Consider the following 14,316-nt stretch of genomic DNA (forward strand, 5'->3'; position numbering starts at 1 on the left):
GATGGGTCAGTCGGTTCTTTTTAGTTGTAATGTATGGCCGTTCTCCTTCAACCAAGCTTTCGCTTGATCTGTTTCTGGATATACGGTACGTAACGTGTTCCAAAATGAGGCAGAGTGGTCGAAGTGGACGAGATGCACCCATTCGTGAGCGATGACGTAGTCCATCATTTCTTTTGGTGCGAGCATGAGGCGGACGTTGATGGAGATGGTCCCATTTGAACTACATGACCCCCAACGTGTCTTTTGGTGACCGATCCGAATCTTTTTCGCTTTCACGCCTAAGATTCTTTCGTAAGTCGGTGCCCGCTTAATCACATATTCAAGCGCGCGTTCGCATAGCCATGCCTCATAATGTTTAGACAGGGTGCTTTCGTCCCATGTCCCCGGTACGAAAAATGAGGAACCGTCATGTCTGAGTGTCGTGCCATCATCTTTTTTGGTCGGATAGCTTTTTCCATGAAAGACGAGCCCCTCATCAAGAACAGACGTCTGTTCCGGAAGATTGTGCCATGTATGACGAATCCATGAGTCGTGCTCTTCTAAAATGCGATCGACGACTCGTTTTGACAAACGTGCTGGGATACGTAGCTCGATGCCATTTGGTGTGACATAAAATGCGGCTTTTTTTCTTCGTTTATGTCTGACGATGTTGACGTTCATCCATTACCTCCTCACTATATCTCGATTGAGTATAACGAAGTCGGCAAGAAACTGCCATGCTTTTTTGGCACGCAGTCGAATCAACTTTGATACAGTAAGAGGAGGAGGGATGAACATGAAATCAATTTTACAACAACAACTTGAACGTACTGGTACGAACTCAGTGAAGTGGGATGGGTTGGAGCGTTGGTTCCATCTGTCAGAAGAGGTCTTGCCGCTCTGGGTGGCCGACATCGATATCCGTACAGCACCGTCTATTTCGGAGGCACTCGCCAACAAGGCCGCTCAAGGAGAATTCGGCTATACCTTGTTCGCGCCTGAAGCGCAGGAAGCGGTTCGGTCTTGGTACGGACGACGTCACGATTTAGATGTTGACCCGAAACATGTCTTGTTCTCAAGTGGGGTCGTTCCCGCATTGACACATATCGTCGAGGCGCTAACGGAAGTCGGGGATGGTGTTGTCATTCAGTCACCCGTCTACCCACCTTTCCATGAACTCGTCATCGGTTCGAAGCGACAGGTGTGCGATGCGCCATTGAATGAGAACGATGGACGCTATGAGATGGACTTTGTCGCTTTGGAGGAAGCGATGAAACAAGCGAAGCTCTTCTTGCTCTGTTCTCCGCATAATCCGGTCGGACGTGTCTGGACGAGAGCAGAACTGGAAAAGGTCGTCGAGCTTGCAAATCAATATGATGTCATCGTCGTCGCAGATGAGATTCATGCGGATTTGACGTTCCCTTCTCACAAACATACTGCAATCGGCTCACTCGACCCCCGTGTCATCACGGTAAGTGCGCCCTCAAAAGCGTTTAATATCGCAGGTTTATTTGCATCTTACATCATCTGTCCGGTTGATGAATGGCGGAAACAGATCACGAAAGTACAGAACAAACATCACGTCCTCCCGACACCGTTTGCGAACACAGCCATCATCGCGGCCTATACAGACAAACGTGCGGAGCAATGGCTCGATCAGTTACGTGAAGAACTCGAGCAGCAAATGAGCGAGGTCATCGACTCGATTGAAACCCATCTACCGATGCTCCGTACGGCGCGTCCTGAGGCGAGCTATTTATTGTGGATCGACTTTTCGGAGCTCCCGATGTCTGCAGAGGAGAGAAAGTCTTGGCTACATCAAGACGTTCGAATCTTCTTGTCACCGGGTAGTCCGTTCGGTCCTCAAGGTGAAGCGTTTGAACGGATGAATATCGGGACGCGTCGCGAATTGCTAGACGAGGCAATCCAACGTCTCAGCGCGCAAATGAAGCGAAAAGCGTTTGTGTAAAACGAGAATCGGGAAAAATTCACAATGAGATGATGAGAGAAAGTGAGTGGATGGGATGGAGACGATCAACTGGAAGAAAAAAATGGAGGAACAGCTAAGGCGCAGTGGATTCACCTTGCAAGTCGAAAACATGTCCAATATTCGCTTGACTGAGATTCATGCGAGTTCTTCTCCGTTGATTTCTTATCCGCTCCGTGTCCGATTGTATGAGCGGATGGGCTGGCTCATGTGTGCGGTCGATTCGCCGACTCTTGACCGAAACGAGGACCATCCCTTATTCGAGCGGATGGTGACAGCCGTGTTCGAACGAATCGTACGTCATTTATACAACGGATATGGATTCCATGTGCTGACGTTCATCGGTGATACCGGGAACTATATCGCCCCGAAAGATTCTGAGACGGGCGAGGTCGTCCGGCTCGTCGCTCACCTATGGAATGACCGCTCCTATATCCATCTCGACACATTCGAGGAATATCCGGCCTTATATGTCACCCCACCGTGGGCCCACCAGGCGTATGCCATCGAGAGTACAGATGAAGAATGGGTCATTTACGCAGGTAGGGGGGGGAGACCATCGACCGATTATCGGGCGGATGGCGTCGAGTTAAAGCCTCATCGTCTGGCAGACGGTGAACTCTTCTTCCCAGTCGACCGCATCTCAAAACACAAAGGCACACTCGCTCTTGCCGAATGGCTCCGACTCGAGCGGAGAGAAGTTGAGGACTTCATGATGTCGTTCATGCAGACGATTCGAAAGTTCGACCCTTCGTTCGGATTCGCATGGGGTGGTACAGAGACGTTCTTTCACGGCGTGCCGGTCGAGCCTTATGCGCAAGTACTCAGACTCGAGAGCGGGAAGCGTCGCTATCGCGTTATGAACAATACGGCGAAGCGATTGTTTGCGGTATCGGATGACCCTAACGAATGTCTCAAGGAAGTGAGTCAGACGCTAGGAACGATCACGTTACCGGAACGACGGGTCTCAGCACTTGGCCAACTGATTATGGGGATTTGGCAACAGTTCGAGACCGATGAAGAGACGTATATCCAAGAAGTCGCATATCGGGACATCTCAAAATTTCAGATGGAAGAGAAAATCGGTCATGCTCTGGCGAATCAACAGCGTATTCGTTGGATCGATAAGAATCATCCACACCAGAATGTGATTGAATATGCCCATCTCCGTATCACGTTCCCGAAACGACCACCGGGCCTTGTCACTGTCGAACCTGCTGAATCTGGACATGAAAGAGGTGCTTTATGAGAATTGTGGACGCACGTGCCATGCCGATCGACCATGAGGATTTGATTGCTGTCACATCATCATCGGTCTACTATCGGGAAAAGAAAGATGAGACGACTTTCTCCCTCTATCGTTTTGATGAAGAGGACGGGATGATTACCCAGTTGAACCGTCGTCCCTATGAAGACTATGGCTATTCGAAACTCTTCGTGGATGGGGACGTCGTGTACTTCTTAAGCGAGATCCCAGACGGCGAGGGAATCATCAAGACAGAGTTGATCGCGTTCTCTTATAAAGCAGGGAAAGAAGAAATTGTAACGACATTTGAGAAGAGAGGGAATAGCACGCTATTCTGGGTACTCGACCATCGTTACTTCCTCTTTTTGACGGCGTTTGAATCGTCTGATGAGGCATGGTTGTATGATCGGGTGACCGGTCAGCGTGAGCGCATTCGGGACGAGCGTCTAGTCGGGAAGACGGAACGATTCCGTGAACTGTATTTGTTCACGACGACATTCGCGGATATCGCGTATATCGTCTGTAACGCCAGACTCGATGAATTTGACTACTATGATGCACTCGACAATGGACGAGTCTCTCCGGACGATCCGATTGACCATTCTGAGGCGCTACTCATCTGTCCGCTCGAGGAGGCGATCGAGGCGATCTGGGATCAGCGGGATGAATTGCCATTCGATGATGTTCTCCGATTGCAAGGAGAAGGCGACACGGTACAATACCTTGGAGAAAACGAGGGTATTCTTCGATTTTCAGCGTTCGTCGACTCTTTGAACGAAGAAGTCATCTATGATTTGACGGCACCTGACGTGTTACATGAAGTATCGGTTGTCGACTGGGGTGCCTATGAACCGCTCGACTTCACATATGACGATGTCAGTTCGACAATCTTTATCAAGGTAGATGAGAGTGACATGCACACGGAAGTCATTGATATTGCGACTGGGGCACGTTATATCGACGTGGAACCGTTCGAACGCGTGATTGGTCGTCGTTATCTCGTGCATGAGTATACAGAAGGTCTTACGAGCGGCGTAGTCATTTTCGATTTAGAGACAGAGGAACGCATTGCATATGAAAATGCCTATTATATGGTCATCGATGATGCCGTATTGATCTTGTCCATGTCTAGCACATAAATATAAACACCACCCATTTATTAGGTGGTGTTTATATTTGGATATATAGTTTACATAACATATTATTGTAAACCTAATATCGCGTGTTTTTTCCGCTCGTCACCGATATGGGCATACACTTGTGTCGTGGCCACCGATTCATGACCAAGCAGCTGTTGAATCGTCAATACATCGATCCCGCTCATCGCCAGTCGTGTAGCAAACGTGTGGCGGAGTTTGTGGGGTGTCACTTGTTTATATGTCAGGAAAGGAAGATACGGTTTCAATCGATCGATATGACCTTTTAACACGTGTTGAACCGTACGAACCGCGATTCGTTTCCCTTTTTCATTCTGAAATAACGCACCCTCACGCGACAATTGACGGTATTCGATGAGCAGGGGCTGAAGAGGACCTGCTATCGGGATGAGGCGCTCCTTGTTCCCTTTACCGATGACACGGATGGTCTCGGTCTCGAAGTTGATATCGGTCCAATTGAGTCCGACGAGTTCCGACACGCGCATACCTGTCAGTCCGAGAAGTTGGATGATCAAAAAGTCACGTTCGCGATTTGCCTCATACCAGCTCGCCTCACGGTTCGTCATCCCGACATTGCTTCGGACGAGCGTTGAGAAGTCGAGCCACTCCGACTCCGTCAAATAGATCGGGTTTCGCTTGCCTCGCTTCGGGCGCTCCACGGCCTGGAATGGATTGATTGTGGCCTGGTTCGTCTCAATCAAATAATTGAAGAGTGATTGTAACGTAGACAATTTTCGATTGATGACACTCGGGGCGTTCTCGAGCTCGAGGGCGAGGTAAGTCGCATATGCTTCTGCCCCTGCATGATCGATTTCCGTAAATGCCGCCAAATCAATTGTCTCAGGTTCTAATTCAGTCCCGCTCACGTGTTCGACCCAACGGAAGAAGTCCAATACATCATAGACATAGCGTTGGGCGGTCTGTTTGGAGTAGTGCTTGGCCGCTAAGTGGTGGAAGAACTGTTGGATGAACACGGGTAATCGGTGCAATCCGTTCAGCTCAAATCGCTTCAAGTTCGTTGTTGTCGGCCGTTGTCCGAGTTGACGGAAGATACTCATTGAACCCCTCCTTTTCTTACGAATCTGACTTGATTCTTTCCATTTTGTTTTCCTTCACGCAAATAATCATCTGCCTCTTTCACAATCTCCTCTAACGTATCGAACTGTGTACGCACGGCAAGCCCGAACGTCATCGTGATATGGAGTTGTTCACCTTCGTATTCCAAACGTGTGGATTCGATTTGATGTCGCAACTGTTCCGTTATGGCGTAAACGTCTCCAGACGAGTTCGTATAGAAGAGCAAAAACTCTTCACCACCCCAGCGTACGGCAATCCCGTCAACCGAGGACAAGATGGATGCGACTTGTTGGATGACACGGTCTCCACAATCGTGGCCATATGTCTCGTTGAACGACTTGAATCCGTCGATGTCACATAGCGCAATGGCGTAAGAAATGCCGCCACGACTTGCCTGCTCGATGGATTCCGAGACGCGTTCATGCCCGTTTTTCCGATTCAGCAGCCCGGTCAATCCGTCTGTCGAAGCGAGAACCTGCAATTGCTCATTCGATTGCTCGAGTTCATCCGTCACCTCGACGACGGCCGATTCAAAGATGAATGAGAGACCGGCAATCATCATGACCGTCGAAAGGATGCAAAAGAGCCCAAGTGCCTGTTCGATAGGTTGCGGCAAAGTCACCATTCCGTCTGATACATTGACGAAGAGGATGCTATAGATCATCATTGCGAGGGCAGTCGTCAAGATTCGTTGTCCTTTTGTCACGCTCGGCATGAAAAAGACGCCATAGGCCATCATGAGTATGAAATAATGCATGTTGACATCCCAACCGAGAATGATAGTCGAGATGATTGCGTTATACACGACTTCGATGAAGAGTCCGGTGAAGAAAATGCCGTACCATCGCTTATGTACAAAATAAAATGAAATCGTGTAATATAGGACACTCACTCCGTTAGAGATGAACAAAGAGGTCACATCCAATCGCCAGAATAACAGACAGAACAAGACATGAACGAACCAGGCGATGACGTTGCCATAAAACATGATGCGTTCATTATACAGCGTTCCGCGACGGGCATCATAAATTGTTCCCATCTCACACCTCCTCTCATTCAGTATAGCGAAAGAACGCTTGTATTTATATAAAAGTCATCAAAATCATCCATGAAAAGACCTTATAACACGTCCTTATTATTGCGTGAAATAGATATTTCACGCAATGTTTATGAGTTACATGATTGTTTCTGAATCGAGTGGTTAATCGACTGATAAGTTTTATCGCAAAACAAAAGGTAGACAATAATTTGTTATGTAAACCATATTGGTTTGTCTTGAAATTGTAATGTTGAACCATTATACCTTATGATGAAAATAGGACTTGAAACGGCAAGTCAGGTAACGTTACACTGTAAACGTAAACCAAAGGGGGATTTTGGATGGATGATCAGCGTTTGAAGCAACTTTTGTCTGAAGCGAAGACCATCGCGGTCGTCGGCGTGTCCGACAACCCGAACAAGACGGCCAACCAGATTGCGGAGTACTTACTACGTGTCGGGTATACCGTCATCCCTGTCAACCCGATGCTCGAGGAGTGGAACGGCCGCAAGGCATATCCGTCCGTCGAGAGCATCCCGGGTAGAATCGATATCGTCGACGTGTTCCGTCGCAGTGAGTTTTTAGCAGGTGTCGCGGAAGATGCGGTACGACATGGGGATGTCGGACTCGTCTTCAACCAGCTCGGTCTCTCAAGTCCAGAGGCGGAGCAAATCGCACGCGATGCCGGGCTCGATTACATCGAGAACCGCTGCCTGTACGTGGAGCATGCTCGTCTACTCGGATAAGACCTACCTCCTTGGTAGGTCTCCTTTTTTTCAGCAACGGCTGACAAGGGAGGCTTGCCAGAATCGATGAACAGCTATACAATAGGAAAGAAAAACGAACGTGTGTTCGAAATTGAGGTGACTGCTATGTCAACAGATCTATTTAATTACAATGAAGACGCCATCCAGGTGCTCGAAGGACTCACGGCCGTACGAAAACGACCGGGGATGTACATCGGGTCAACCGACCATCGCGGGCTTCACCATCTCGTCTATGAGATCGTCGACAATGCGATCGATGAGGCGCTCGCCGGGTTCGGTGGTCAAATCGATGTGACGATTCATAAAGACGATGCGATCACGGTCCGTGACCACGGACGTGGGATGCCGACAGGGATGCACGCCTCTGGAAAACCGACACCTGAAGTCATCTTCACGGTTCTCCATGCCGGTGGGAAGTTCGGGCAAGGCGGTTACAAGACGTCGGGCGGTCTCCACGGGGTAGGTGCCTCGGTCGTCAACGCACTCTCGAGCAAGGTCGTCGTGACCATCCATCGCGACGGGAAAGTGTTCGAGCAAACATTTGCGGACGGCGGCGTGCCGCAGACGACGCTCCTTGAGACGGGCAAGACGCGCCAGACCGGGACGAGCGTCTATTTTAAACCGGATGCAACAATTTTCTCGACGACAACGTATAACTATGACACGCTCGCCGAACGCCTTCGTGAATCGGCTTTCCTATTAAAAGGATTGACGATCACACTGACGGACGAACGTACCGATAAACAAGAGACGTTCCATTACGAGGATGGGATCGCTGAATTCGTTCAATATTTAAATGACGATAAGGCGACGCTTCACCCGATCGTCTACTTCGAAGGGACAGAGAACGAGATTGAGATCGAGCTCGCATTCCAGTTCACAGACGCCTATTCTGAGAACGTCCTTTCTTTCGTCAACAACGTCCGTACGCGTGACGGTGGGACGCATGAGGTCGGCGCCAAGACTGCGATGACCCGGATCATGAATGAATATGCGCGTAAGAACGGATTGCTCAAAGAGAAGGACAAAAATCTAGACGGTGGCGATGTCCGTGAGGGACTCACGCTCATCGTCTCGGTCCGAATCCCTGAGGAGTTCCTCCAGTTCGAGGGCCAAACGAAGTCGAAACTCGGCTCTCCAGAGGCACGTGCGAGTGCGGATAGCGTCATGGCGAAGCAACTGACGATCTTCCTAGAAGAGAACCCACAGATGGCCACGATGCTCATCAAAAAGGCGATTCGCGCGGCTCAGGCACGTGAGGCGGCACGAAAAGCACGTGAAGAGGCACGGAACGGTAAGAAGAAGAAACGTTCGAGCATCTTGAACGGGAAATTGACGCCGGCGACATCGAAGAATGCCGCGAAGAACGAACTGTTCCTCGTCGAGGGTGACTCGGCCGGTGGTTCCGCCAAACAAGGGCGGGACCGGACGTTCCAAGCCATCCTTCCGTTACGTGGGAAAGTCATCAACTCCGAGAAGTCAAAACTCCAGGACATCATGAAGAATGAAGAAATCAATACAATCATCCATGCAATCGGTGCCGGAGTCGGTCATGATTTCGATTTGGATGACTGTAACTTCGACAAGATCATCATCATGACGGATGCCGATACAGATGGTGCGCATATCCAAGTGCTCCTTCTCACGTTCTTCTTCCGTTATATGCGACCGCTCGTTGAGGCTGGCCGTGTGTTCGTCGCCTTGCCACCGCTCTATCGCATCTCAAAAGGGAAAGGCAAGTCCGAGCAGTTCGACTACGCATGGGACGAAGAGGCGCTCGAGAAGTTGGTCAAAGTGTATAAGAAAGGCTATATCCTCCAGCGCTATAAAGGTCTCGGTGAGATGAACGCGGACCAGTTATGGGAGACGACGATGAATCCGGATACCCGTACGCTCATCCGTGTCACGGTGGACGACGCGGCCGTCGCGGACAAGCGCGTCTCGGTCTTGATGGGCGATAACGTCACGCATCGCCGTGAGTGGATCGAGGAGAACGTTGCCTTCGGACTCCAGGAAGATGATTCGATCATCGCCAATGAACATGTGACTAAAGCGATTGAGGAAGTGATGTAACGATGTCGACGATTCAACACATTTTAAACTTATCTCTCGAACAGGTCGTCGGTGACCGGTTCGGGCGTTATTCAAAATATATCATTCAAGACCGTGCCTTACCGGACGCACGCGACGGGCTAAAGCCCGTACAACGTCGTATCCTGTATGCGATGCACCATGAGGGGAATACGAACGACAAGCCGTACCGAAAGTCTGCGAAGACGGTCGGGAACGTCATCGGGAACTATCACCCGCACGGTGATTCGTCCGTCTATGAGGCGATGGTACGTCTCTCTCAGGACTGGAAACTACGCTATCCGCTCATCGACATGCATGGGAACAACGGGTCGATGGACGGTGACCCGGCAGCGGCCATGCGTTATACGGAAGCGCGTCTCTCGAAGATTGCTGGGGTCATGCTGACGTCGATTGCGAAGAATACGGTCGACTATACGCCGAACTTTGACGATTCGACGGAAGAGCCGCTCGTCTTGCCGTCACTCCTCCCGAACTTGCTCATGAACGGGACGACAGGGATCTCAGCGGGTTATGCGACAGAAATCCCGCCGCATAACTTGACGGAAGTGCTCAACCTCGCCATCGCACGCTTGAGAGGTCAGGTTGATACGGCGAAAGACGCCCTCGAGTATGTCACAGGACCTGACTTTCCGACCGGAGGAACAGTCATGGGGAAAGACGGTATCCTGAAGGCGTTCGAGACCGGCAAGGGTAAGGTCATCATCCGCGCGAAATCAGAGATTGAGCAGCTAAAAGGTGGCCGTGAACAGATTACGATCACCGAACTTCCGTATGAAGTGAACAAGGCGAACCTCGTCAAAAAGATGGAAGAGCTACGTCTCGATAAAAAGGTCGAAGGTGTCGCGGAAGTCCGTGACGAGACGGACCGGACCGGCCTTCGTGTCGTCATCGAATTGAAGAAAGAGGCAGACGCGGAAGGTGTCCTTCACTTCTTCTTGAAGCATACGGACCTGCAACTCGCCTATAACTACAATATGGTCTCCATCGTGAACCGGACACCAAAACAGATGGGCATCATCCCAATCATCGACGCCTATTTGAAGCACGTCGAAGAAGTGGTGACACGTCGCACGACGTTTGAACTCGAACAGGCGAAAAAACGGGCTGAAATCGTCGATGCCTTGGAGCAAGCCATCTCGGTCCTCGATGAGACGCTTGAATTGATCCGTTCCGCGAAAGATAAAGCCGACTCGAAGAAGAAACTGATGGAGCGGTTCTCATTCACGGAACGCCAGGCCGAAGCGGTCGTCATGCTCCAATTGTACCGACTCACGAATACGGACATCGTCGAGTTGCAAAAAGAAGCGAAGGCACTCCAAAAAGAGATCGCTCGCCTCTCGAACATTCTCGACGTGGATGCGACGAAACGAAAGTTGATTGTGAAAGAACTCACGGCGCTACGTGATGAGTTCGGAGATGACCGTCGCTCGGTCATCGAGTCGGAAGTCGAAGAATTGAAGCTGAAGACGGAAGTCATGATCGCCGTCGAAGAGACGATGGTCTTCGTCAGCCGTGACGGTTATGTCAAACGTGCCTCGATGCGCTCATATGGTGCCTCAAGTGACGTCTTACCGGAGATGAAGGATAAAGACCGTCCTCTCCTTACGACACAAGCGATGACGACAGACCACTTGCTCGTCTGGACGAACAAAGGGAGCTACCTCCTCATCCCAATCCATCAGATCCCTGAATCGAAGTGGAAGGATGCCGGTCAGCACGTCGCCAACCTCGTCCCAATCGAAGGAGAACAGGTCATCTCGGCAGACGTTGTCTCGACGTTCGAGACAGATGCCCATTGCCTCTTCGTGACGAAAGACGGAATGGTCAAGCGTACGCCGTTACGCGACTATGACGCGCAGCGGAAGTCGAAGCCGCTCATGGCCTTGAAGCTAAAAGGTGACGATGAGGTCGTATTCGCTGGGATCAGTGACGGTCCTGGACAGTTGTTCCTCGTTTCAGAGCGTGGATACGGGCTCTGGTTCAAAGAGGATGACGTTCCGGTCGTTGGACAGCGGGCAGCTGGTGTGAAAGCGATGAACTTGAAAGACGGTGACGTCGTCGCCGATGCCTTCTCATTCTTCACGCCACCACTATTCGTTCTCGTGACGCAGCGAGGAGCGGTCAAGAAGATGAAACTCGAAGACCAGTTCGATTGCACGAACCGCAACCTTCGCGGAACGATGCTCATTCGTGAGGTCAAGTCAAAACCACACCAAATCCGTCGTGTGCTCCCTGTACATGGGGATGAGACATTGCATATCGTCGGAAAAGAGAAAGCAAAACAAGTGAAGACAAAAACGCTCACGCTACTTGATCGCTACGCCAACGGGTCGTTCGTCTTCGATGAAGATTCATTCGGTGAGATTGAGGACGTGTATCTCGATTAAAGGAAAGACCTGTGCATCGGCATAATCGCCGCTCACAGGTCTTTTTGTGTTAGCCATCCTTCTAGTTCTTGTTGCTGTCGACGGTGATGCCGTGTATGCATCTCGACAAGCTCGAACCACTCTCTCGCATTCAACCAGCCGAATCCACCGTGAAAGGTCTTCCAATCGTCTGTGGCGTCGCCTAGACGGGTTTTTAACGCATCCATCCTTGAAATCAAGGCGGTCACTCGCTCCAGTAACTGCTCATTCGTATCGGTATTGTTAGGTGGTTGGTTCATCTCGGGAGGGAGTTCGATTTTGATTGGAGGAAATCCACCTTCTCGGAACAACTTCTCCCCAAATGGCGTCTTCTCCCCACCGAGTTTGCCGTCTTCTTGAAGACAACGGTCGACTTCATCTAAATACTCACTCGCGACCAACATGATATGATCGTACATCTGACCAATTGACCAAATCGTAGGGGAGCATTTATACCGTAAGTCAGGTTCTGAATAATTCAACAAAGTTTCTTTGAAATGAGTCAGTTCATAACGATTCATGTTGTATCTCTCCTCTGTTTTCTTTCAGTATACGTGACTTGTCCGAGTCTTCGGGGAATATAAAACTAAAAAGGAGGATCGGATTGATTTGCCGAAAGAAACATGTAGGACAAATGATAGGGGGATCTATATGTCTCAATGGCTGACGTGGGCGAAACGGATTCAGGCGCTGTCTCAGGCCGGTCTGACGTTCACACGTGATCAATATGACCGAGAACGATATGAAGAACTCCAAGAGATTGCAAAAGAGATGTATGAACGACATTCGGACTTATCGAACGAGGACATCTCACAATTGGCCCATGTTCAAGGATATCCGACACCGAAGCTCGATGTACGAGGCGTCGTCTTCAAAGGAGACCGATTGTTACTCGTCAAGGAGCGGTCGGACGGGTTATGGACACTACCAGGTGGTTTCTGTGAGGTGAACCGTTCTCCTGCTGCGAATATCATCAAAGAAGTAGAAGAGGAGGCCGGCTTGGATGTCATTCCGGTGCGGTTACTCGCCTTATTTGATATGCACGAACATCCACACCCGCCACTTTCTGAGCACTATTACAAACTCTTCATCGAGTGTGCATTGATCGGTGACGGGGAAGGCGCTGCCGGCGTAGAGACGACGGATGTCGGATTCTTTGAACGCGACCATTTACCAGAGCTCTCCCTTGCCCGAAACACGCTCGAACAGATTCATATGTGCTTCGACGCGCACTGGCAAGAAGATGACTGGACCACCTTATTCGATTAGGAGGATTTTTTGATGAAAGTGAGACGATACGGACATATCCACCAACTAACCTTTTACGCTCCCGTTCTTCCGATCAACGTCCAGCTGATCGAACATGAACTTGGGCTCGTCTTGATCGACACGGCGCTAAAACGAAATGCGGCACATATTCTGTCGTATATTGAAGAACTCGACAAACCGCTCCTTGCCATTTTATTGACGCATGCCCACGGAGACCATGTCGGCGGGGTAGATGCCATCAAAGCGGAGCATCCACTCGCAGAACTGTTCATCTCCCGGCGTGATGCCCGCTTACTATCTGGAGACCGTTCACTAGATGAGGAAGAAGAGCACAAGATACGGGGTTCCTTGCCGACGATCCGTTCTACACCGGATACGTTGTTAGATCCAGGTGAGCGGCTATTTGGTCTACGTGTCCTTGCCGCAAGTGGACATACACCAGGTTCGATTGCATTTTACGATGAAACGAATCGGGTGTTATTCGCCGGAGACGCTTTTCAGTCGCAGGGAGGGGCCGCAGTGGCAGGGGACGTCCGTCCGTTGTTCCCGCTGCCTGGTCTTGCGACATGGAACCGATCCGTTGCTGTAGAGAGTGCGGAGCGGCTGGTCGATTTGTCACCGCTCCTGACGTTTGTCGGGCATGGTCCGCCACTCAAAGGGACACACCGTCTCTATTTAGCACTGAAGCGGGCGAAACGCAAACAGGCGAGAAAGTTTACTCGATAATGGAGGGATGAGACGATGCAACTAAAAGAAATCCCAATCCATCAATTCGAACAGGCCCAGCAGATGCTCGAGATTCAGCGGAACGCATATGCCGTTGAAGCGGAATTGCTCGGATTTGACGAAATTCCGGCACGATATGAGACGATTGATGTCATTCAAAACTTGCCAGGTACGAGCTATGGATTGTATGTCGAGGAGCGGTTGATTGGATTTGTCACCATTGAAGCATCCGAAAACACGGTGGAGATCACAAAACTTTGTATTGATCCGACATATTTCCGAGCGAGACTGGCGACGACGCTACTTGAGCATGTGTTAAGCATTCATAAAGGGCAGCTCGTCTACGTTCACACGGGCAAGCATAACGGGCCCGCCAAGCGTCTATATACGAAACTCGGATTTGTGCGAAGTACTGAATTTGAACCAGAACCCGGTGTCACATTAATTCGATATACACACTCTTCTTAATTTTTATCTCATCTCACTATCATAAGTATACTAAGATAATGAGATGAGAATTTATTTTTACTGATAATATATGTTATGTAAACTAATAAAAAAAGAGTATGA

General features: G+C 50.0%; 13 protein-coding genes. 9 read left to right on the forward strand and 4 right to left on the reverse strand.

Annotated elements, in window-relative coordinates; genetic code table 11:
- Positions 1–6: 6 nt before the first annotated feature.
- Positions 7–660, reverse strand: coding sequence for a M48 family metallopeptidase (locus AC5LIL_RS07195; RefSeq protein WP_499825315.1), 654 nt, complete (start codon positions 658–660; stop codon positions 7–9).
- Between the two features lie 115 nt (positions 661–775).
- Between AC5LIL_RS07195 and AC5LIL_RS07200 the strand changes: the two genes are divergently transcribed.
- From AC5LIL_RS07200 to AC5LIL_RS07210, 3 genes are read left to right on the forward strand one after another with little or no spacing between them, the layout of a single operon-like run.
- On the forward strand, positions 776–1,948 hold the full coding sequence (locus tag AC5LIL_RS07200; protein WP_499825316.1) for a MalY/PatB family protein: 1,173 nt from the start codon (positions 776–778) through the stop codon (positions 1,946–1,948).
- A 55-nt stretch (positions 1,949–2,003) separates the two neighbouring features.
- Positions 2,004–3,215 (forward strand): hypothetical protein, encoded by a 1,212-nt coding sequence (locus AC5LIL_RS07205; protein WP_499825317.1) that lies wholly within the window; start codon positions 2,004–2,006, stop codon positions 3,213–3,215.
- Positions 3,212–4,351 carry a hypothetical protein gene (locus AC5LIL_RS07210; protein WP_499825318.1) on the forward strand — a complete coding sequence of 380 codons (1,140 nt, stop codon included), beginning with the start codon at positions 3,212–3,214 and terminating at the stop codon, positions 4,349–4,351. Before AC5LIL_RS07205 ends, AC5LIL_RS07210 begins: the two co-directional genes overlap by 4 nt.
- A gap of 62 nt (positions 4,352–4,413) precedes the next feature.
- Here AC5LIL_RS07210 and AC5LIL_RS07215 read toward each other — a convergent pair whose 3' ends face one another.
- Both AC5LIL_RS07215 and AC5LIL_RS07220 read right to left on the reverse strand, forming a co-directional pair.
- The gene (locus tag AC5LIL_RS07215; RefSeq protein WP_499825319.1) at positions 4,414–5,427 is read right to left on the reverse strand and encodes a tyrosine-type recombinase/integrase; all 1,014 of its coding nucleotides are present in this window, start codon (positions 5,425–5,427) and stop codon (positions 4,414–4,416) included.
- Positions 5,424–6,485 (reverse strand): GGDEF domain-containing protein, encoded by a 1,062-nt coding sequence (locus AC5LIL_RS07220; protein WP_499825320.1) that lies wholly within the window; start codon positions 6,483–6,485, stop codon positions 5,424–5,426. The genes AC5LIL_RS07215 and AC5LIL_RS07220 overlap by 4 nt, the downstream gene beginning before the upstream one ends.
- Before the next feature lie 341 nt (positions 6,486–6,826).
- On the opposite strand from AC5LIL_RS07220, the gene AC5LIL_RS07225 reads away from it, so the two are divergent.
- The 3 genes from AC5LIL_RS07225 (at position 6,827) to parC (ending at position 11,733) form a co-directional block, all read left to right on the forward strand.
- Positions 6,827–7,231: a CoA-binding protein gene (locus AC5LIL_RS07225; RefSeq protein WP_074034448.1), complete on the forward strand. Its 405-nt coding sequence runs from the start codon at positions 6,827–6,829 to the stop codon at positions 7,229–7,231.
- Positions 7,232–7,357: 126 nt separating this feature from the next.
- Complete coding sequence (gene parE / locus AC5LIL_RS07230; protein ID WP_339963070.1) at positions 7,358–9,325, forward strand: DNA topoisomerase IV subunit B; 1,968 nt, start codon at positions 7,358–7,360, stop codon at positions 9,323–9,325.
- 2 nt (positions 9,326–9,327) lie between these two features.
- A complete protein-coding gene (gene parC, locus AC5LIL_RS07235) occupies positions 9,328–11,733 on the forward strand; it encodes a DNA topoisomerase IV subunit A (protein ID WP_499825321.1) in 2,406 nt (801 codons plus the stop codon).
- Between the two features lie 32 nt (positions 11,734–11,765).
- Here the strand turns inward: parC and AC5LIL_RS07240 are convergent, their stop codons facing one another.
- Positions 11,766–12,272, reverse strand: a complete 507-nt coding sequence (locus AC5LIL_RS07240; RefSeq protein ID WP_214782942.1) for a DinB family protein — start codon at positions 12,270–12,272, stop codon at positions 11,766–11,768.
- 130 nt (positions 12,273–12,402) lie between these two features.
- Here AC5LIL_RS07240 and AC5LIL_RS07245 point away from each other — a divergent pair, with 130 nt between their 5' ends.
- Genes AC5LIL_RS07245 through AC5LIL_RS07255 form a run of 3 tightly spaced genes read left to right on the forward strand, consistent with a single transcriptional unit; the run spans position 12,403 to position 14,214 of the window.
- The gene (locus tag AC5LIL_RS07245) at positions 12,403–13,020 is read left to right on the forward strand and encodes an NUDIX hydrolase (RefSeq protein WP_337873860.1); all 618 of its coding nucleotides are present in this window, start codon (positions 12,403–12,405) and stop codon (positions 13,018–13,020) included.
- A gap of 12 nt (positions 13,021–13,032) precedes the next feature.
- On the forward strand, positions 13,033–13,746 hold the full coding sequence (locus AC5LIL_RS07250; protein ID WP_499825322.1) for an MBL fold metallo-hydrolase: 714 nt from the start codon (positions 13,033–13,035) through the stop codon (positions 13,744–13,746).
- 15 nt (positions 13,747–13,761) lie between these two features.
- On the forward strand, positions 13,762–14,214 hold the full coding sequence (locus AC5LIL_RS07255; RefSeq protein ID WP_214782950.1) for a GNAT family N-acetyltransferase: 453 nt from the start codon (positions 13,762–13,764) through the stop codon (positions 14,212–14,214).
- The last annotated feature ends 102 nt before the right edge of the window (positions 14,215–14,316 follow it).

It is taken from the genome of Exiguobacterium sp. RM11, from assembly GCF_059821525.1.